The sequence below is a fragment of the Geobacillus vulcani PSS1 genome (assembly GCF_000733845.1).
Taxonomy (GTDB): Bacteria; Bacillota; Bacilli; order Bacillales; family Anoxybacillaceae; genus Geobacillus; species Geobacillus vulcani.
The window spans coordinates 13,085-32,290 of the sequence record NZ_JPOI01000001.1 but is presented as its reverse complement, the minus strand read 5'-3'; the positions used below and the strand labels follow the sequence as shown (position 1 = coordinate 32,290).

Genomic DNA, 19,206 nt, shown 5'->3' with positions numbered 1-19,206 from the left:
GGTGAAAACGATCGGATTCATCGGCCTTGGCGTCATGGGGAAAAGCATGGCGCGCCACTTGCTGAAGGCAGGCTATCCACTTCTGGCTTACACGCGCACGAAAGAAAAGGCGGAAGACTTGCTTCAAGAGGGAGCAGTTTGGAAGGAAACGGTTGCTGATTTGGCGCGGGAGGCGGATGTCGTCATGACGATGGTCGGCTATCCGCACGATGTCGAGCAAGTGTATTTTGGCGAGGGCGGCATTTTGGAAAACGCACGGCCGGGAACATACGTCATCGATATGACGACGTCAACGCCAACGCTCGCGCAATCGATTTACGAGGCGGCCAAGCAAAAAGGCATTTATGCGTTGGACGCCCCGGTGTCCGGCGGCGACATCGGCGCGCGCGAAGGAACGTTGACGATTATGGTCGGCGGTGATGAGGACGTCTTTTTGGCGTGCAAGCCGATTCTCGAACGGCTTGGCACGAACATCGTGCGGCAAGGAGGAGCTGGAGCCGGCCAGCATACGAAAATGTGCAACCAAATTGCCATCGCGACGAATATGATCGGGGTGTGCGAGGCGATGGCGTATGCGAAGCGGGCTGGTCTTGATCCATTCAAAGTGCTTGAAAGCATCGCCAAAGGGGCGGCCGGCAGCTGGTCGCTGAGCAACTTGGCGCCGCGCATGCTTGCCGGCGATTTTGCGCCCGGATTTTATATTAAGCATTTCCTCAAAGATATGAACATTGCGCTCGACGAAGCGGAGCGGATGAATTTGCCGCTGCCGGGGCTTTCGCTGGCGAAACAACTGTACGAAGAGTTGGCGCAAGCCGGTGAGGAAAACAGCGGCACGCAAGCGTTATACAAGCGGTATGTTCAGGCATAAGCGGGGCGGTTGTTCGCCCTGTTTTCTATTTCTAAAAATATTGAATATTTCTTCTCTTAGAGGTATAGTAAAAGTAGAAAGACATACCAACCGGTTAGTATAAAAGGGAGGGGAGCAGATGGACTTTTCCTATTCGCCAAAAGTGAAAGAGTTGATCAAAAAATTAAGCGCTTTCATGGAAGAGTACATTTATCCGAACGAGAAGGTGTATGAGGAGCAGCTGAACGCCCAAGAGTCGAGATGGGCCGGCGTGCCGCCGATCATCGAAGAATTGAAGGAAAAGGCGAAAAAAGAAGGGCTTTGGAATTTGTTTTTGCCAGACAGCGAATACGGCGCGGGATTAACGAATGTCGAGTACGCGCCGCTTTGCGAAATAATGGGCCGTTCGCTCATCGCCCCGGAAGTGTTCAACTGCAATGCGCCCGATACCGGCAACATGGAAGTGCTCGTCCGCTACGGCACAGAGGAGCAAAAGAAAAAGTGGCTCATCCCGCTCTTGAACGGAGAAATCCGCTCGTGCTTTTCGATGACGGAACCGGATGTGGCGTCGAGCGATGCGACGAACATTCGCGCTTCGATCGTTCGCGACGGCGATGAGTATGTCATCACCGGACGGAAATGGTGGTCATCCGGGGCCGGCGACCCGCGCTGCAAAGTCGCCATCGTCATGGGAAAGACGAACCCCGATGCGCCAAAACATGAACAGCAGTCGATGATCATCGTTCCGCTTGATACGCCGGGCGTGAAAATCGAGCGGATGCTGCCGGTGTTCGGCTTTGACCATGCGCCGCACGGACATGCGGAGATTACGTATGACCATGTGCGCGTGCCGAAGGAAAACATCATTTGGGGAGAAGGAAAAGGGTTCGCCATCGCCCAAGGCCGGCTTGGCCCGGGGCGGATCCACCATTGCATGCGCTTGATTGGGGCGGCGGAGCGGGCGCTTGAACTCATGTGCCGCCGCGTGCAGTCGCGGGTAGCGTTCGGCAAACCGCTCGCTGAACACGGCGTCATCCGCGAGTGGATCGCCCAGTCGCGCATCGAGATCGAGCAGGCGCGCTTGCTGACGCTCAAGGCGGCGTACATGATGGATACGGTCGGCAACAAAGCGGCGCGCAAAGAAATTGCGATGATCAAAGTGGTCGCGCCCAACGTTGCCCTCAACGTCATCGACCGCGCCATTCAGGCGTTTGGCGCCGCCGGGGTGAGCAACGATTTTCCGCTTGCCGCCATGTGGGCGAACTCGCGCACGCTTCGTTTGGCTGACGGGCCGGACGAAGTGCATAAAGAGCAAGTGGCGAAGCTTGAATTGCGGCAATACCAACCATAAGGGAGAGGAAGAGGAGCTTATGCATGTGCTGGATTTATTCAAAATCGAAGGAAAAACCGCCATCGTGACGGGCGGCGGGCGCGGGCTCGGTGAGCAAATCGCCATCGGCCTCGCTGAAGCAGGAGCGAACGTCGTCGTCTGCTCGCGCAAGGTTGAGGCGTGCGAGCAAGTAAAAGAAAAGCTGGAACAGCTCGGCGTCCGTTCGCTCGCATTGCGGTGCGATGTGACGAATCCGGAGGACGTCAAACAGGTCGTCGAAACGACCGTCAACGAGTTCGGCGGCATCGACATTTTAGTCAACAACAGCGGGGCGACGTGGGGGGCGCCGGTCGAGGAAATGCCGCTTGAGGCATGGCAAAAGGTGCTCAACGTCAACGTCACCGGCACGTTTTTGATGAGTCAGGCGGTCGGCAAGGTGATGATCGCCAAACAAATAGGCGGCGCCATTGTCAATATCGCGTCGGTCGCCGGCCTTGGCGGCACGCATCCGGACATTTTGAATACGATCGGCTACAACACGAGCAAAGGGGCGGTCATTACGTTCACGAAAGACTTGGCCGCCAAATGGGGAAAACACGGCATTCGCGTCAACGCGGTAGCGCCAGGCTTTTTTCCAACGAAAATGTCACAAGTCGTCCTTCAGCATGTTGGACAAAAAGTGCTCGAGCATACGCCGCTCGGCCGTTTCGGCGGCGACGATGACTTAAAAGGCGCGGTCCTGTTCTTGGCCTCTCCGGCCTCCGCGTTTGTCACCGGCGCGCTTCTTGTCGTTGATGGCGGCAGCCATGCCGCTGGAATGTAATCAAAATGGAAGGGGGAAAAAAATGAGCGAAAAACGGGCGTTGTCTCTTTACCCGGAACATGTGTCGTTTCATATTGATATTCCGAACAAAACGGTGTGCGAGGTGCTCCATGAACGGGCGGCGGAATTTGGCGCTCAGCCGGCGCTGACGTTTTACAGCCAAACGATCACTTACGCTGAGCTCGCCGCGGCGGTCAACCGCTTCGCTTCCAGCCTGCAAGCGCTCGGGGTGCAAAAAGGGGATCGGGTCGCGATCATGCTGCCAAACTGCCCGCAATACGTCATCGCCTACTACGGCATTTTGCAGGCGGGCGCCATCGTCACCCAAGTCAACCCGATGCTCGTTGAGCGCGAGCTTTCCTACTTGCTGAATGATTCGGGGGCGGAGATGATCGTCATTTACGAGCCGCTTTATCCGCGTCTGGCTGCCGTGAGAGAAGCGACGGCGGTCAAGCGGGCGGTCACTGTCCAGTTCGGGGCGCCGGCTTCTGTCCCGCTCGCTGAAGGCGATGTGACGTTTGAACAGTTTTTGGCCCAAGGGGATGGACAAGTGCGCCCGGTGCCGATCGAGCCGGCGCATGACGTCGCTGTGCTGCAATACACAGGCGGAACGACAGGGCGCTCGAAAGGGGTGATGCTCACCCACCGCAACATTTTTGCCAACGTCTTGCAGTGCGCCGAATTTTTCAAAGGGACGTTTGAGTTTGGAAAAGAGCGGTATTTAACCGTCATTCCGTTGTTCCACGTATTCGCGATGACGTCCGGCATGAACTTGGCGATTTACCAAGGGGCGGAAAACATTTTGCTGCCGCGCTTCGAGCTGAAAGAAGTGCTCGAGACGATCCGCGACAAGCAGCCGACCGTGTTTCCCGGCGTGCCGACGATGTACGTCGCCATCACGAACACCCCCGGGGTTGAGCAGTACGGCATCAGCAGCATCAAGACGTGCAACAGCGGCAGCGCGCCGATGCCGCTGGAGCTCATGCGCGATTTTGAGGCAAAAACGGGCGCGGTTGTGCTTGAGGGATACGGGTTGTCTGAAGCCTCGCCGGTGACGCACTGCAACCCGCCGTTTGCGGCGCGCAAGCCGGGGACGGTCGGCATCGGCATGCCGCTCACTGAGTACAAAGTCGTCGATGTGGCGACCGGCACGCGCGAACTGCCGCCGGGCGAAGTCGGCGAGCTCATTATCCGCGGGCCGCAAGTGATGAAAGGCTATTGGAACATGCCGGAGGAAACCGCGGTGACGCTGCGTGACGGTTGGCTGTACACCGGGGATTTGGCTTCGATCGATGAGGAAGGGTATGTGACGATCGTTGACCGGAAAAAAGATTTGATCATCGCGGGAGGGTACAACATTTATCCGCGCGAAATCGAGGAAGTGCTGTATGAACACCCAGCGGTGAAAGAGGCGGCGGCGGTTGGGGTGCCTGATCCGTACCGCGGCGAAACGGTGAAGGCGATCATCGTCGTAAAAGAGGGGATGCAGGCAAGCGAGGAAGAGATCATCGCCCATTGCCGGAAAAACTTAGCAGCGTACAAAGTGCCGCGCATCGTCGAGTTTCGCGCGGAGCTGCCGAAAACGAACGTTGGGAAAATTTTGCGCCGCGCCTTGCGCGAAGAGGCGTCCCGCCCGCAATAACAGAGGGCTTTCGGCCAAGTCCCAAAGCGGGCTTGGCCGTTTTATGGTACAATAGCTGGCAGCGACTATATTTTGGGCAAGAGGTGTGAAAACGTGAAGGAGAAAATTATGGCTGCCAGCATTGAGCTGTTTGAACAAAACGGCTTCAGCGAAACATCGATCCAAGACATTGTCGATGCCCTTGGAGTGACGAAAGGAACGTTTTATTACTACTTTACAAGCAAAGAGGAACTGTTGATGGATATTCACCTTCGCTACATTGAAGGGCTGCTTGATGAAGAGGAGCGCATTATCAATGATAAGGGGCGCTCGGTGCGGGAAAGACTGTATGACATTGTCTTCATGCTCATCCATAATGTCGAACGGCAGGGGCGGGAAGCGCGCATTTTTTTTCGTGAAATGAAGCATTTGAATGAAGAGCATTTACAAAAAGTAAAAGAAAAGCGCGACCTGTTCCGCTATCGGCTGCAGTCGTTGATTGAGGAAGGGATGAAAAACGGCGAACTGCGCTGCGATTTGTCGCCATCGATCGCGACGCTGACGGTGCTTGGCGCGGCCAATTGGAGCTACCAGTGGTTTCGTCCGGATGGCGAGCTGACCGATGCCGAGGTAGCAAAACAGATGGTCGTGATTTTGCTGGATGGCATGAGCGCGTCTTCAGTCTCGCCGGTCGAGTGAACAAGAGCCCATCCATCCTAGCCGATGGATGCTATGGCAAGACAGCATAGGGCGATGAGATTGGTTGACGAAGGGGGAAAGGGAGAGATGACAGCGATTATTCCGGTGCGCAAAGGGGAAGAACTGCCGGCTGGAAAATTGGCCGCGTTTTTGCGCTCAGTGCTCCCGGACATGCCGGATGGGGAGTTGGAGATTCAGCAATTTTCTGCTGGGCGGTCGAATTTGACGTATTTGTTGCGCTGCGGGGAGTGGGAAGCGGTGCTGCGCCGGCCGCCGTTTGGCCCGGTGCCGCCGAAAGCGCATGATATGAAGCGGGAGAGCACGTGGCTTTCGGAGATCTATCCGCTGTTTCCACTCGCCCCGAAACCGTTGTATTTTTGCGAGGACGAATCGGTGATCGGCAGCCCGTTTTTCGTGATGGAGCGGCGGCATGGCGTCGTCATTGACAGCGATTTTCCCGACGGCATCACTCCGACGGAGGAAGTTTGCCGCGGCATTTCCGAGACGATGGTCGAGACGCTTGTCCACATCCACCAAATCGACTATACCCAAACGCGCCTTGTGCAGATGGTGAAGCCGGATGGGTTTATGGAACGGCAAGTGCATGGATGGATCCAGCGCTATGAGCGGGCGAAGACGGATGACATCCCGGAAGCGGAGGCGCTGATGAAGTGGCTCGCTTCCCACATCCCCCCGCAGCGCGAAGCAACGGTGATTCATTATGACTTTAAGCTGAACAACGCTTTGTTTGCCAAAGATGACGTAACGAAAATGGTCGGTTTGTTTGACTGGGAAATGTCGACCGTCGGCGATCCGCTGGCCGATTTGGCGGTGGCGATGAGTTATTGGATTGAAGAAGATGATCCGCCGCTTGTGAAAAATGGATTTGGCCGCGCGCCGGTCACCGTCCGTCCCGGTTTTTATACGCGCGAGCAGTTTATTGAGGCATATGCCAAAAAAAGCGGCCGTGATGTATCCGATATGCACGTGTATTTAACGTTTGCCTACTTTAAATTAGCGGTCATTTGCCAGCAAATTTATTACCGCTACCGCCGCGGACAGACGAACGATGATCGGTTTCGCCATTTTGGCCAGTTTGTTGAAGCGCTCATTGAGCATGCATGGCAGCTGGCGACAGGACGGTGAGGCAGCGTGATGACAAACGTGCATGTCGTGCTGCGCAAAGAAGACATTGATGAGACGGCGCTCGCTGATGGGAAGGTTGCCGTTGTGTTCGACATTTTGCTTGCCACCTCATCGATTGCAGCAGCGCTTTCGGCCGGCGCTCGTTCGGTGATCCCGGTGCGCGACGCCGAGGAGGCGAAGGCGGTCGCGATTCACTTGCCCGAGAAAAGTTATGAGCTCGTCGGTGAACGGGAGGGACGGACGATCGATGGCTTCCATCCCCCGGCGCCGCTGTTTTTGCAAACCGTCTGCCCGGGGAAAACGGTCGTGTTGTCGACGACCAATGGCACGGTGGCGGTTCGCAAAGCCCAGTCGGCGAGCGCGGTATACACGGCGAGCTTGCTGAACAGCCCGGCGGTCAGCGAGCATATTTGCCGATGGCATCGCGACAAAACGATTATTGCCATCTGCTCCGGCTCGTCGGGTCGTTTTTGCCTCGAAGATTTTTATGGCGCCGGCTATTTCGTGCATTGCCTCGTCGAGCAAGGGGTCGATGCGGCCAAGCTGTCCGACAGCGCGATGGCCGCATGGCTCTTTTACCGGCAATATTCGGGGGAAAAAAAGGCGAAAGAAGTATTGTTCGCCTCGCGCGTCGGCCGTTGGATGGCGGCGTACGGTTTGGAGTCAGAAATGGATTACATTAACCGGCACGGAGCGCTTTCTTCCGTTCCAAAACTTGAACGGGGGCTGTTCGGCCTGGAACTGCGCGATATAGCGTCAACGGAAGTAACGAAGGAGGGGATATCGCCATGAAATATGTCCAATTCGTTGAATACGGAGGACCGGATGTCTTGCGTGTTTGCGAAGGAGAACGTCCGAAGCCCACGGGGCGGCAAGTATTGATCGAAGCCGAAGCGATCGGTGTCAACTATGCGGATACAGCCCGGAGGGAAGGGCGCTACGTGGTGCCGACGCCGCTTCCATTCATACCTGGGACGGAGGTGGCCGGCGTTGTCCGTGAAGTTGGTCCGGAGGTGCAAACGGTCCGTCCAGGGCAGCGCGTCGTCGCCTTGATTGAGTCTGGGGGCTACGCCGAGTTTGTCGCTGTCGACGAGCGGGCGGTCGTGCTGCTTCCGGATGGCATGGATGCTCGGCAGGCGGCGGCTTTGCCGGTGCAAGGACTGAGCGCCTACCATATTCTCAAAACGATGGGCCGCTTAGAGGAAGGAGAAACCGTACTCGTTCACGCCGCCGCCGGCGGCGTTGGGACGATTGCCGTCCAACTGGCGAAACGGTTCGGCGCCAAAACGGTCATCGCCACGGCAAGTACGGAGGAAAAACGGGCGCTCGCCCAACAGCTTGGCGCTGATGTCACCATTGATTATACAAAAAACAGCTGGGCTGCGGACGTGATGGAGGCGACCGGTGGACGCGGCGTCGATGTCGCTTTGGAAATGGCGGGCGGCGATGTCTTTCATCAGACGCTCGATTGCCTCGCTCCGTTCGGCCGCCTCGTCGTATACGGGGCGGCGAGCGGAGAGATGACGCGTCTCAATCCGGTCCGGTTGATGGCGAAAAACTGGTCGGTGATCGGCTTTTTCTTGCCGCAAATCATGCGGAAGTGGGAGTTGTATACCCAAAGTTTGCGCGATCTGCTTGCCTGGGTGCAGGACGGAAGCTTGAAGCTGACGATCGGAGGCATCTACCCGCTTGAGCAGGCTTCTGAAGTGCATCGGCTGTTGCAAGGGCGGAAAACGCACGGCAAGCTGCTGCTTGTGCCATAAGGAACGAAGAGGGTGTCCCAAAAGGATCGGGACACCCTCTTTCATTACTATATATACGCATCAACTTCTTGTTTCATACTATATGTTGTGTATGTCTGAAAGGAAGACGACCTTTTGGGTCAGCCCTTTTTTTGTCTATTCTCCTAAAGCCAATAGTGAACAAAAGTCGAAAGAAAAGCAGCTTTTTCTCATGGGGCATGGCGGCCTACACTGGTACATTTTTGAAAACCGTTACGATTTGCGGCGCTTCACTTGGATATATCGCTCGAGCCGGTCGAGCCCTTCTTTGAGCACATCGAGCGAATAAGCGTATGACAGTCGGACGTGGCCTTCACCGTATTCGGAAAAGGCGCTGCCGGGAACGAGGGCGACGCCGGCGTTTTCGACGACATCGAGGGCAAAATCGAACGAAGACATGCCAAAGGCGGCAATCGACGGAAACAAATAAAACGCCCCATCCGGCTTCTCAACCGGCAGCCCCATGGCGGTGAGACGACCGTAGGCATACTCAAGCCGCTCAGCATAGGCGGCGCGCATTACCTCGGCATCGTTTTTGCCGGCGGTCAACGCCTCGACCGCTGCTTTTTGGCTGATCGATGATGTGCACGAGACGCTGTACTGGTGCACTTTTACCATTTGTTCAATGGCGAACGCCGGAGCGAAGACAAACCCGATGCGCCAACCGGTCATGGAGTGCGACTTGCTTAAGCCGTTGATGACGATCGTCTGCTCCGGCAGCCATTCGGCGATCGAGCGATGACGTCCGCGATAAACGAGTTCGCTATAAATTTCATCGGAAACGATCCAAATCGGCCGCCCTTTCAAGAGCGAAGCGATACGGGCCAGCTCTTCAGACGACAGCGCCGTCCCAGTTGGGTTGGATGGATAAGGAAGAATCACGCAGCGCGTCTTTTCCGTCAAATAAGGCGCAATGAGCTCAGCCGACAGACGGAAACCGTTTGGCCTTGTGTCGATGTACACCGGTTTTGCCCCGCACAAGCGGATGAGCGGTTCATAGCCGGGATAGACGGGCGCGGGAAGGAGCACTTCCGTTCCTTCCTCTAAAATCGTGCGAAACACGATATCAAGCGCCTGGCTGGCGCCGACGGTGGCGATGACTTCGTCCGGCGTGTAGCGGAGGCCGTACTTGTCAGCGACGAATTGGCAAGCTGCTTGGCGCAGTTCAAGCAGCCCGGCGTTCGCTGTATACGTCGTGAAATCGGCGGCAATCGCTTCCTGAGCGGCTGCTTTGACATGATCGGGCGTTGGGAAGTCAGGCTGGCCGATCGTCAAGGAAACAAGTCCCGGCCGGTCGGCGACAAGATTGAAAAATTGGCGGATGCCTGATAGCTGAATGGATTGAACACGTGGTTGAATGAGGTGTTTCACCAGTGGTCCACCTTTCTTTTTTTTGTTTCTATTGTACCATTGGCGGGGAAAACGAAAAAACAAAAATAAGCCCCTTTCCGTCTACATGATTCCCTCAAACGGAAATGGGGCTCACTTGGTCATTGACGATTCACTTTCCAACTTCGTTCGCTCCTTTTACGCGCCGTATTTTTTCAACAGGTCGTTATATTGGGCGGAAAGCGTGAAAAACAACGGCTTGTTGCCCGAGGCGAGCGCTTCATCGATCTGTTCCATCAGTTTTTTTCTTTGAAACTGGAAGATCGCTTCTTTCAGCACTTGTTCGGCCATCGGTCCGTAGCTGCTTTTTTCTTCCGGCTGGTTGAACAAAACGGCGCCTTCATTCGGGTATTGTTTTTCGTACATGATTCAGTCCCTCCCATATGGGAACGAAACAGTTCCCTTTCTTATATTATCGTCGTTTTTGATGCCAATGTAAAGAAAATTTAGATAAATATTTTTTGTCAATTTTTTCTCTACATGATTTTTATACCCGTTTTTTGTTGGGAATTAACAGGTTTTCGGTTATGATAAGAGGAGAAAAAATGGCAGGGTGATGGCGATGATTCGCACATGTGTTGTGACAAAAGAATTTGAGATTTTGTATGATGTTGACTTAACGATGGTCAACAGCCCGGACATCTCATGGTATTGGGTTGACTTTCATGAGCCGACGGATGAGGAATCGGCGTTGCTCGCCTCCTTTTTCCGTTTTCACCCACTGGCGATTGAAGACTGTCTTGAATATGTACAACGGCCGAAGCTTGATTTTTACGACCGCTACTTGTTTGTCGTTCTTCATGCGATTGCCGGGATGACGCTGGAGGCTGAGGAAGTCGATTTGTTTGTCGGGCAAAACTTCATCGTTTCGTTTCATAAGTCGGCCATTCACGCGGTCGATGAGGTGTGGGAGCGGCTCAAACATGAGGAAGATGTTCAGCAGGGGCCGTTTCACGTCATGTACCGGTTGATCGACAAGCTTGTGGATGATTATTTCCCACCGCTTTACCATATTGAAGACGTGCTGAACGATTTAGAGGAGAATACGAACAACGAACCGATTCATGACATCATTGAAAAAGTGTTTGACATTCGCGGCGATTTATCGAAATTGCGCCGGACGATTGTGCCGATGCGCGACTTATTGTACCGCATTATCCACTCCGACCGGCTGCAGCGCATGAAAGAGCGGCAGTTGTATTTCCATGATATTTACGATCATTTGTTGAAGCTGTCGGAAATGATTGAGACGAATCGGGAAATTACCGCGGATATCCGTGACAGCTATTTATCGCTCAACTCGAATCGAATGAACAACATTATGATGACGTTTACCGCCATTACGACGATTTTCATGCCGCTCTCCTTTATTGCCGGCATTTATGGGATGAACTTTGATTATATGCCTGAACTGCATTGGAAATATGGCTACTTTGTCGTATTGGCGGCCATGGCGGTGATCGGCATGACGATGTTCGTTTGGTTTAAGCGCAATGGCTGGTTTCAGTTGTTGAAAGGCGACTGGGCGAAGGAGGAGCGGGAGCGCCGCCAGTAGCCGTATAAAACAGGCTGTTCCCCTCATATACATAATTACAGCATAACGGCAGCGTGAACGCGAAGGAGGGGAAACGATGGCAAGAGGCATTTGGGGCGTCGATTCGGCGCAAGTCGTAACGGATCAGCTGTTTCAATGCGTGCGGACGGAGCTTGGCTATCCAAAATTTTGGGGCCGCTATTTGTCGGAAGTGCCGAACGTGTCCGAAGGATTGACGCGCGATGAGATCGCCCGCATCCGCAACTATGGGGTGAAAGTGTTGCCGATTTATAACGCCTTCCGTGAAGCGGTCGGTTATGCGAACGGACAGGTGGCGGCACGCAATGCGGTGTTTCATGCGCGGCGGCTCGGCATTCCGAAAAATAAGCTGCTGTTTGCCAACATTGAAGACTTTTTCGCCGTGGATGCCGCTTGGATCGCTGCTTGGGTGGAGACGCTCTATCCGACCGGGTACCGGCCGGGGCTGTATGCGGACCCAACGAAAGGGGGGTTCGCTGCCGCCTATTGTGAGGCGGTCAGCCGAAACAACCAAGTGGCGGTGCAGGCCGTGATTTGGAGCGCGGCCCCAAGGCCGGGAACGACGAAGGAGCAGAAAGCGCCGCGCTACCAGCCTGCCGCCCCGCCTTGCAACGCGAACGTCTGGGTGTGGCAGTACGGGCGTGACGCAGAAGTCTGCCCGGTTGACACGAATTTGGCTGATCGCCGCTTGCTTGATTTTTTGTATTGAACAACGCCGTTGCAAAAAGCAACGGCTTTTTTTATGCGGCTAGGAAATTGTGGGGTGTTGCGAGTTTTTTCTTTTAATGTTTTTTGCTTGGATCGATTATATTAGTAATAGGAAAAAAGGAGGATGTGAGTGGGTTGGGAAAAACGAAACGATAATCGAAAGGAGAGGGAATATGGATCGATCTGTCGCCTCGCTGTTGGATCGCATCTATGAACAATACGAACGATGGAGAGCGGGGCCGCCGCTTGCCGGTGCGGAGTTGGCCCAATTTTTCAATGCGGTTGGCCGGACGGCAGCGGTGATTGGCCGCAGCGATATCACTGCTGAAGTGGAGCGGCTTATTCATCGGTTGAACGGCCAAACGGAACGGCAATGGACAGCGGAGGAAGTGCTGATGGAAATGGTTCCTCTCCTTCGCTGCTTCTATGAAGCCGGGAAAGCGGCTTCTTCCACCATTCCCTTTTCGCACCGTCAAGGGCCGAGAGCGACGATTCTCCTCTGTGGAAATGACCCCCTGTTTTTTGCTTACGTCTGCGGCGCGCTGCAACCCTTGCCATGGCGTTTCATGACGATTCCCTCCTTCGAGCAGGCGGCGTCGTCAATGTTTCGCATCAGCCCGGATTGCATGATCGTCAGTGTGAAGGAGGAAGAGTGGGAGAATCCGGACTTGATGGTTTTGCTTGAGCGCGCCGGACAGCGCCCCTATCTTCCGGTTGTCATTGTGAGCAAAGACGAGAGAAAAGAGGGGCGATTGAAAGGGTATGAGCTTGGCGCAGATGATGTCATCGCCTGCCCAGCGGCAGATGAACTGTTCGTTCGCGTTCGCCGACTCGTGGAAAAAAAACGAAAAATCGATGACCTGGTGCTCATTGATGAATTGACGGGCGTATACAATCGGAAGTATTTGCCGCAAGTATACGTGCGCCTGCGCAGCGAACTTGAACGCTCTGGCACCCCCAGCTGTTTGGCGCTGCTCGATTTGGATCATTTCAAGCAAATCAACGACCGCTTCGGCCACTTGGCAGGCGATGCCGTGTTGCGGAAGCTGGCTGCTTTTTTGCGCCAACATACGCGTGGAGGGGATACGGTCATTCGCTTTGGAGGCGAAGAGTTTATTGTTTGGCTGGCCAGAACGTCAAGAAGCGAGGCGCGTGCGGTGCTGGAGCGGCTGCGGCGCCAGTTCGCCGCCGAAACGATCGATGCCGACGGCGAGCGCCTATCTTGTACGTTTTCTGCCGGCTTGGTTGAATTTCGTGATCCGGATCAGCCGCTTGATTATTGGCTGCGTGTGGCCGACAGGGCGCTGTATGCGGCGAAACGAGGCGGCGGCAATCGAATCGAAGAGGCGGCATGCGAGGAGGGGGAATGTTTGGATGAGGACGTCCGTCCGACGCAAACGGATCAACAGCGATGGTCAGTGGCCATCGTGGATGATGATGAACTCGTGCGGGTGATGATCGCCGATCTTGTCCGCAAGCTTGCTGCTGAGCAGGAGAGGGAAGCAGAGATTTACGAGTTCGACGACGGACTTTCCTTTTTGGAATCGCCGCTTTATGAAAGCGGGCGGCGCTCTGTTGTCATTTTGGACCGGGTGATGCCGAGAATGGATGGACTGGAGGTTCTTCACCGCCTCCGTCGAGAGCGAAAGCCTTGCAAGGTGATGATGTTGACATCGCGCCAAGATGAGCGAGATATCGCGCATGCGCTTGAACAAGGAGCGGATGAATATGTGACGAAGCCGTTTAAATGGCTTGAACTTGAAGCGAGGCTATGTCGGCTGTTAAAGGAGCTGGATGCATGATGGCGCTGTTGGCCGCCTTGGCCGCAACGGCCGTTTTCCTTGCGCTGTTGGTAAGCTTGTTTCTCTATTTGGTTGTGCAAAAGTGGCGGGAAAACCGCCGCCAGGCTCAGCTGTGCGCTCTGAAGGAACGATACCACCTTCCGCTGCTTCGTTATTTGCTCGGTGAAGAGGAGCAGCTGCCTTTGCCGTCTTCACCGCTTGAGCGTGAAGCGATGATGGAGCTCCTTGACCATTTTGCTTCACTCTTGAAAGGAGAGCAAGTGCAGGAGCGAATTCGAACTTTGGCGGAGATGCATTTTCAAGGATGGCTGCGCCGAAGGCTGTCAAGCCGCCATTGGAGCGAGCGGATGAACGCGCTGTTTTTGATCGAGGATTTGCAGGTGAAGGCGATGCTGCCGGAGATGGAGCGGCTGTACCGCTCCGACCGGGTGACGAGAGGAGAAGAAGCAAAGCTGTTGGCTATTTTCGCCCAATTTGACTATAGCCCGGTTGTGGCTTACGTGCTCGAGCCAAAATACGAATTGACGGAATTTACGTACCGAGTCATTTTTGGCCATATGAGCGAGCGGCTGCTTCGACAGGTGGAACAACGATTTGATGAGCTGCCGCGGGCAGGGAAATGCGCGTTCATCGACATGATTGGCATCCGCCGACGAGGGGAGCGATCGTTTTTGCTGGAGCTGTTGACATCAGATGAGTTGGAGCTTCGTGTTCGCGCGCTTAAGGCGATGGCGGAAATCGGCATGCCGCTTGAAGCGGCGAGGCTCGAGCGTCACTTGTGCTCGCCCCATTGGCAAGAGCGGCTGATGGCCGCTCGTCTTGCGGGAAAATGCCGTGAAGAGCGGCTTCTCCCCTTGCTTTATGAGCGGCTAGGTGATCGCTCATTTGTCGTTCGTTCCGAAGCAGCGGCGGCCATCGCCCGTCTGCCAGGCGGTCGGGCCGTGTTGCGTACAGCGGCGCGCACAGCGGCCGATCGTTACGCCCGCGACATGGCGAAGCAATGGCTTCAAGGGGAGGGATGATGGTGGAAGCATGGCGGGGGTTCCTCTTGACGGTCGGGCATGTTGTGCTCGTTTATATGACCATCGTTCTCCTTTTTTATACGTTTTTGCTTGTTGCCGCCTTCATTCACTTGCGCCGCGTCCATCGCCTCGACGATTGGGAGCCGTATGAAGAATTGCTCGATGCGAGCTATGCAAAACCGGTGTCCATCCTCGTCCCCGCTTATAATGAGGAAGCGGGCATCGTCGGCTCGGTGCGGTCACTGCTCGCCATTGAATACCCGGAGTATGAAGTGATCGTCATTAACGACGGCTCAACCGACAGAACGCTTGAGCGGTTGATCGAGCACTTCCACCTGCAGCCAATCTATCGCGTCATTCGCCGCCAGCTGGCGGCAAAGGAAATCAAGGCGGTTTACCAGTCACCCGATTACCCGCATTTGTTTGTGTTGGATAAAGAAAACGGCGGGAAAGCCGATGCGTTGAACGCCGGAATCAACGCTGCCCGCTACCCATACATTTGCTCCATCGACGGTGATTCTGTCCTTGAGCGGCGCGCGTTTTTGAAGGTGATGAAACCGATGCTTGAATCCGACGGAGAGGTCATTGCTTCTGGAGGGACGGTCCGGGTCGCCAACGGCTGTCGGATTGAACGCGGTGAAATCGTCAAGGTCGGTTTGTCGCGGCGTCCGCTCGTCATTATGCAAACGATTGAATATTTGCGCGCGTTTTTGCTCGGCCGTCTCGGCTTAAGCCGACACAACTTGTTGCTGATTGTCTCCGGGGCATTCGGCGTCTTTTCCAAACCGTGGGTGATGGAAGCGGGGGGATATGCCGATACCGCTGGCGAGGATATGGAACTCGTTGTGCGTCTGCATCGACTGGCGCGGGAAAAAAACGAGACGAAAAAAATCATCTACATCCCCGACCCAGTTTGCTGGACGGAAGCGCCGGAAACGTATGGGGATTTGCGTCGGCAGCGGCGGCGCTGGCATCGCGGGCTGCTTGAGAGTTTATGGCGCCATCGGTCGTTGCTGTTCAATCCGAAGTACGGCTCCATCGGCCTTCTTTCGCTGCCGTATTTTTGGTTCATTGAACTTCTCGGCCCGGTCATGGAGTTGATCGGCTATATGGTCGTTGTTTGCTCCTTGTTTCTCGGAAACTTGTACGTCGAATTCGCGCTTCTTTTGCTGACGGTTTCGGTTTTGTACGGTTCGCTGTTGTCAGCGGCTGCCGTCTTGCTTGAAGAATGGACTGAGCGGAAGTTCCCGAACGTCTCTGATTTAGTGTGGCTTTTCTTCTTCTCATTGACGGAGACGCTTTGGTACCGACCGCTTACAGCCTGGTGGCGGTGTGAAGGGGTGATCGACGCTGTTCGCCGGAAAAAGCAATGGGGGAGTATCAAACGAAAAGGAGTATCGGCGTAAACAATAGGTAGAGAATAGAGCGGAAAAGGCTGCGCCTCGGCTTGACGAACCAGTGCATGTCTTCCCAAGCGGTCGTGATCGAACAAAAAGAGGAATATTTACGAAAACATGATGAATTCAAAGCGAAAAGCCAGGCCACGGCTCGGCGGTCCGCTTAATAGCGGTCGCCGAGCCGTTTAAATACGGGTCTTGTCAGCCGTTTCGGCTTTTGTTCTGGCTTTTCTTTTAGTCCGGTGTAGGCGATGAGAATGGCTTTGGCCTCTGACAGCGGCATCCGAGTCGGAGGGTTGCGGTACGAATCGTTGAGAGCGCCAAGGTGCGGAAGGACGGCGAAATCTTGTTTTGTCGGTGGGATGTGGAAGTAGTAGTCGCCGACGGCAACGAGCACGTCGGATTGCTGTTGGCTGTATTTCGGATTGCGGGAAAAATGGAGGCCGACTTTTTTCGCCTTGCCCTCCTCAAGCAGCTTTTCAATCGCCTTTTTCTTTAGAAGATAAAGAAATGAAGGATTCAAAGCGGTTTTGGCATGGCGGTTGACGGTAAAAATCGCTTTGGCAATATTGTCGACCGTCAATTGCAACGGTTTCATCGGCATGTCTCCTTTTTTCTTTCTATTATAACATAGGAAGCGCGTTGTTGGCGGTTTGTCCTACTTCTAGCCGGGAGCAAGCGAAAAAACGGTCAACTCCGGCGGGGCGAAGAAGCGGAGCGGCACCCGTGTCGTACCCAGACCGCGGTTGACGTACAACAAGAGCCCGCCGATGTGATAAAACCCTTCATAATACCGCTCGGACAGCGGTGGCGTGATGAGTGGTCCGATCAACGGCAACTGAATTTGCCCGCCGTGGCTATGGCCGGACAGTTGGACGTGAATCGGATAGCGGCTCGTCTCAAGAGCGCTGTCCGGTTCATGAACGAGAGCGATCGTGTACGTAGCTCGGGGGACGCCGGCGATCATTTTGGCCCAATTCGGCCGGCCGAGCATTAGATCATCACTGCCGGCGATGGCGATGGCGTCCTGCCCGCGGCGCACAAGGACGTGCTCGTTGACCAAAAGCCGGAAGCCCGCCCGTTCCATCAGTCGGCGGTAAATATCTGTTCCGTAGCCGCCGTGGTCATGGTTTCCGTATATGCTGAATTTCCCGAGCGGGGCGCGGATGCCGGCCAACGCCTCAGCGACCGCGTCAGCGTGCGGATACCGATTTGCTTCATGAAGCAAGTCGCCCGTGAAGACGACAAGATCGGGCCTGAGTTCGTTGATGCGGCCGATAATGCGGTAAAAGCGTTCCAAACCATAATAATGGCCGAGATGAAGATCGCTAAACTGCAACAACTTGACGCCGGCAAACGACTTTGGGATGAGCGGATGCGACAGCGCATGGTGCGTCACGGTCAGCTCAGCCGGTTCAATCCAACGCGCGTAGCCATAGGTGGCCGCCATCATCAGCGCTGCACTGAAACTTGTGCGCGTCAGCTTTTTCAAAAAAGCGCGCCGGCTTAGTTTGGTTGTTTCAATATGGTGCATCGTTTCGCCGTCCTTTCACAAGCAGCTCTATTATAACGAAAAAAGAGGGAGAAGGACAATAGGAGGACTAAGATGTTCGAATATTCCATTTACTAAGAAATGCGAGCGAGAAAACCCACTTCTGTGTGGGGAAAATAGTTGTGGGTGAAATTCCAGAATGATCTCCGATGAGAGTTGCAGACGTTTGTTCACAACGCTCGTTGGGGCTATCAGGCGAAGCGTGGCAGGGTGAAAAGCAAAACATATGCAAAAAGGACTCTCTCTGCTATGATGGTGATTGGCGAAAAACAACCAAGAATTAGGAGGGAGAGAGCCCATGGAATTTCAACAACATTGTATCACCAAATCCTTGACATTGAAAGAGATGGAGATGGAGTGATTCCGTGCCTTACAGAACATTTTCGCTGACCTGATGTCTGCCCTGTTGGAGGACATCGTTTCATCGATTTTGCTTACATATCCGCCAGGTTCTTTATTATGCCCAATCAGGAACCTGTTTTTTTCTCCCACAAACATTTTACTTATAAAAAATATCGAATATTCCATAATCATGTAGTATGATAAAAATATGAATGAATCATCACTCATAGGGGGAGAAAAAGATGAATGGAAAAGTCATTATTGTAACCGGCGGGTCGAGCGGAATGGGGAAATATATGGCGAAGCGGTTTGTTTCTGAGGGGGCAAACGTCGTCATTACGGGAAGGCGGGCCGAGGCGCTTGAAGAGGCCAAGCGGGAAATCGCCGCGCCGGATGGAGGGAAAGTGCTTACGATCCCGATGGATGTGCGCAACCCGGAACAAGTGGCGCACATGGTGGAGCGAACTGATGCGGAATTCGGCCGCATCGATGCCCTTATCAACAATGCGGCCGGCAATTTTATCTGCCCGGCGGAAAAGTTGTCCATCAACGGTTGGAACAGCGTCATCAATATTGTGTTGAACGGCACGTTTTACTGCAGTCGGGAAGTTGGCAACTACTGGATTCAACGCGGTTTGAAAGGCAACATCATCAACATTATCGCGACGTACGCTTGGCATGCCGGCGCCGGGGTCATTCATTCCGCCTGCGCCAAAGCCGGAGTGTTGGCGATGACGCGCACGCTCGCGGTCGAGTGGGGGAAGAAATACGGATTCCGCGTCAATGCCATCGCTCCGGGGCCGATCGAGCGCACAGGAGGGGCGGAACGCCTTTGGGAGTCGGAAGAAGCGGAGCGGATGACGTTGGAAAGCGTGCCGCTTGGGCGGCTCGGAACGCCGGAAGAGATCGCGGCGGTCGCTTCGTTTTTGCTTTCGGATGAAGCCGCTTACATCAACGGTGCCTGCATCACCGTCGACGGCGGTCAATGGCTGAATCGGCGTCCGTTTTAGCAACATTTGCTGCGAAGAACCTTGCGGCAAGACCTGCGCCTCTGCGGTGAAAAGGAGGCGTTTAGGAAAAATCGCTCTTGTTTGGTTGCAAACGGTCCTTGGGTGCGAGCGGATTCCTTGTATGGCAAGGAATCCGCTTTTTTGCGCGGGGGATTGGGACAGTT

18 protein-coding genes are annotated in these 19,206 nt (G+C 54.6%); 14 read left to right on the top strand and 4 right to left on the bottom strand.

Features of this window, described 5'->3' with window-relative positions; all coding sequences use genetic code 11:
- The first annotated feature begins 1 nt into the window (after position 1).
- From N685_RS0100180 to N685_RS0100145, 8 genes are all read left to right on the top strand, one after another.
- The gene (locus tag N685_RS0100180; protein WP_031404775.1) at positions 2–868 is read left to right on the top strand and encodes an NAD(P)-dependent oxidoreductase; all 867 of its coding nucleotides are present in this window, start codon (positions 2–4) and stop codon (positions 866–868) included.
- 118 nt (positions 869–986) lie between these two features.
- Entirely contained in the window at positions 987–2,198 is a 1,212-nt protein-coding gene (locus tag N685_RS0100175; RefSeq protein ID WP_031404772.1) for an acyl-CoA dehydrogenase, read from the top strand.
- A 19-nt stretch (positions 2,199–2,217) separates the two neighbouring features.
- Positions 2,218–3,000, top strand: a complete 783-nt coding sequence (locus tag N685_RS0100170; RefSeq protein ID WP_031404770.1) for an SDR family oxidoreductase — start codon at positions 2,218–2,220, stop codon at positions 2,998–3,000.
- Positions 3,001–3,022: 22 nt separating this feature from the next.
- Positions 3,023–4,642, top strand: coding sequence for a long-chain-fatty-acid--CoA ligase (locus N685_RS0100165; protein ID WP_031404768.1), 1,620 nt, complete (start codon positions 3,023–3,025; stop codon positions 4,640–4,642).
- 108 nt (positions 4,643–4,750) lie between these two features.
- Positions 4,751–5,320, top strand: coding sequence for a TetR/AcrR family transcriptional regulator (locus N685_RS0100160; protein ID WP_084177451.1), 570 nt, complete (start codon positions 4,751–4,753; stop codon positions 5,318–5,320).
- 87 nt (positions 5,321–5,407) lie between these two features.
- Entirely contained in the window at positions 5,408–6,466 is a 1,059-nt protein-coding gene (locus tag N685_RS0100155) for a phosphotransferase family protein (protein WP_031404765.1), read from the top strand.
- A gap of 9 nt (positions 6,467–6,475) precedes the next feature.
- Positions 6,476–7,258 (top strand): 2-phosphosulfolactate phosphatase, encoded by a 783-nt coding sequence (locus N685_RS0100150; RefSeq protein WP_031404763.1) that lies wholly within the window; start codon positions 6,476–6,478, stop codon positions 7,256–7,258.
- Entirely contained in the window at positions 7,255–8,229 is a 975-nt protein-coding gene (locus tag N685_RS0100145; protein WP_031404761.1) for a quinone oxidoreductase family protein, read from the top strand. The genes N685_RS0100150 and N685_RS0100145 overlap by 4 nt, the downstream gene beginning before the upstream one ends.
- 231 nt (positions 8,230–8,460) lie before the next feature.
- On the opposite strand, the gene N685_RS0100140 is transcribed toward N685_RS0100145, so the two are convergent.
- Together N685_RS0100140 and N685_RS0100135 are read right to left on the bottom strand one after the other, a co-directional pair.
- On the bottom strand, positions 8,461–9,618 hold the full coding sequence (locus N685_RS0100140; protein WP_031404760.1) for an aminotransferase A: 1,158 nt from the start codon (positions 9,616–9,618) through the stop codon (positions 8,461–8,463).
- Between the two features lie 156 nt (positions 9,619–9,774).
- Entirely contained in the window at positions 9,775–10,002 is a 228-nt protein-coding gene (locus N685_RS0100135; RefSeq protein WP_031404758.1) for an IDEAL domain-containing protein, read from the bottom strand.
- Between the two features lie 196 nt (positions 10,003–10,198).
- On the opposite strand from N685_RS0100135, the gene corA reads away from it, so the two are divergent.
- The 5 genes from corA (at position 10,199) to N685_RS0100110 (ending at position 16,147) form a co-directional block, all read left to right on the top strand.
- A complete protein-coding gene (corA, locus tag N685_RS0100130) occupies positions 10,199–11,191 on the top strand; it encodes a magnesium/cobalt transporter CorA (RefSeq protein ID WP_031404757.1) in 993 nt (330 codons plus the stop codon).
- Between the two features lie 76 nt (positions 11,192–11,267).
- Complete coding sequence (locus tag N685_RS0100125) at positions 11,268–11,918, top strand: glycoside hydrolase domain-containing protein (protein WP_031404755.1); 651 nt, start codon at positions 11,268–11,270, stop codon at positions 11,916–11,918.
- Between the two features lie 172 nt (positions 11,919–12,090).
- A complete protein-coding gene (locus tag N685_RS0100120; RefSeq protein WP_031404753.1) occupies positions 12,091–13,719 on the top strand; it encodes a GGDEF domain-containing response regulator in 1,629 nt (542 codons plus the stop codon).
- Positions 13,716–14,741, top strand: a complete 1,026-nt coding sequence (locus N685_RS0100115; protein WP_031404751.1) for a HEAT repeat domain-containing protein — start codon at positions 13,716–13,718, stop codon at positions 14,739–14,741. The genes N685_RS0100120 and N685_RS0100115 overlap by 4 nt, the downstream gene beginning before the upstream one ends.
- Positions 14,738–16,147, top strand: a complete 1,410-nt coding sequence (locus tag N685_RS0100110) for a glycosyltransferase family 2 protein (protein ID WP_051870778.1) — start codon at positions 14,738–14,740, stop codon at positions 16,145–16,147. Before N685_RS0100115 ends, N685_RS0100110 begins: the two co-directional genes overlap by 4 nt.
- Positions 16,148–16,301: 154 nt before the next feature.
- Here N685_RS0100110 and N685_RS0100100 read toward each other — a convergent pair whose 3' ends face one another.
- Together N685_RS0100100 and N685_RS0100095 are read right to left on the bottom strand one after the other, a co-directional pair.
- Positions 16,302–16,736 carry a YkyB family protein gene (locus tag N685_RS0100100; RefSeq protein ID WP_031404746.1) on the bottom strand — a complete coding sequence of 145 codons (435 nt, stop codon included), beginning with the start codon at positions 16,734–16,736 and terminating at the stop codon, positions 16,302–16,304.
- A gap of 66 nt (positions 16,737–16,802) precedes the next feature.
- Positions 16,803–17,672 carry a metallophosphoesterase gene (locus N685_RS0100095; RefSeq protein ID WP_031404744.1) on the bottom strand — a complete coding sequence of 290 codons (870 nt, stop codon included), beginning with the start codon at positions 17,670–17,672 and terminating at the stop codon, positions 16,803–16,805.
- Between the two features lie 602 nt (positions 17,673–18,274).
- Here N685_RS0100095 and fadH point away from each other — a divergent pair.
- Positions 18,275–19,042: a 2,4-dienoyl-CoA reductase gene (gene fadH, locus N685_RS0100090; RefSeq protein WP_031404742.1), complete on the top strand. Its 768-nt coding sequence runs from the start codon at positions 18,275–18,277 to the stop codon at positions 19,040–19,042.
- The last annotated feature ends 164 nt before the right edge of the window (positions 19,043–19,206 follow it).

Bases quoted from the DNA above. Each gene is read 5' to 3' on its own strand.
- N685_RS0100145 (WP_031404761.1), top strand. From the start codon at position 7,255: ATGAAATATGTCCAATTCGTTGAATACGGAGGACCGGATGTCTTGCGT.
- N685_RS0100100 (WP_031404746.1), bottom strand. From the start codon at position 16,736: ATGAAACCGTTGCAATTGACGGTCGACAATATTGCCAAAGCGATTTTT.
- N685_RS0100095 (WP_031404744.1), bottom strand. From the start codon at position 17,672: ATGCACCATATTGAAACAACCAAACTAAGCCGGCGCGCTTTTTTGAAA.
- N685_RS0100125 (WP_031404755.1), top strand. From the start codon at position 11,268: ATGGCAAGAGGCATTTGGGGCGTCGATTCGGCGCAAGTCGTAACGGAT.
- N685_RS0100115 (WP_031404751.1), top strand. From the start codon at position 13,716: ATGATGGCGCTGTTGGCCGCCTTGGCCGCAACGGCCGTTTTCCTTGCG.
- corA (WP_031404757.1), top strand. From the start codon at position 10,199: ATGATTCGCACATGTGTTGTGACAAAAGAATTTGAGATTTTGTATGAT.
- N685_RS0100160 (WP_084177451.1), top strand. From the start codon at position 4,751: ATGGCTGCCAGCATTGAGCTGTTTGAACAAAACGGCTTCAGCGAAACA.
- N685_RS0100155 (WP_031404765.1), top strand. From the start codon at position 5,408: ATGACAGCGATTATTCCGGTGCGCAAAGGGGAAGAACTGCCGGCTGGA.
- N685_RS0100165 (WP_031404768.1), top strand. From the start codon at position 3,023: ATGAGCGAAAAACGGGCGTTGTCTCTTTACCCGGAACATGTGTCGTTT.
- N685_RS0100120 (WP_031404753.1), top strand. From the start codon at position 12,091: ATGGATCGATCTGTCGCCTCGCTGTTGGATCGCATCTATGAACAATAC.
- N685_RS0100135 (WP_031404758.1), bottom strand. From the start codon at position 10,002: ATGTACGAAAAACAATACCCGAATGAAGGCGCCGTTTTGTTCAACCAG.
- N685_RS0100110 (WP_051870778.1), top strand. From the start codon at position 14,738: ATGATGGTGGAAGCATGGCGGGGGTTCCTCTTGACGGTCGGGCATGTT.
- N685_RS0100150 (WP_031404763.1), top strand. From the start codon at position 6,476: ATGACAAACGTGCATGTCGTGCTGCGCAAAGAAGACATTGATGAGACG.
- N685_RS0100170 (WP_031404770.1), top strand. From the start codon at position 2,218: ATGCATGTGCTGGATTTATTCAAAATCGAAGGAAAAACCGCCATCGTG.
- fadH (WP_031404742.1), top strand. From the start codon at position 18,275: ATGAATGGAAAAGTCATTATTGTAACCGGCGGGTCGAGCGGAATGGGG.
- N685_RS0100175 (WP_031404772.1), top strand. From the start codon at position 987: ATGGACTTTTCCTATTCGCCAAAAGTGAAAGAGTTGATCAAAAAATTA.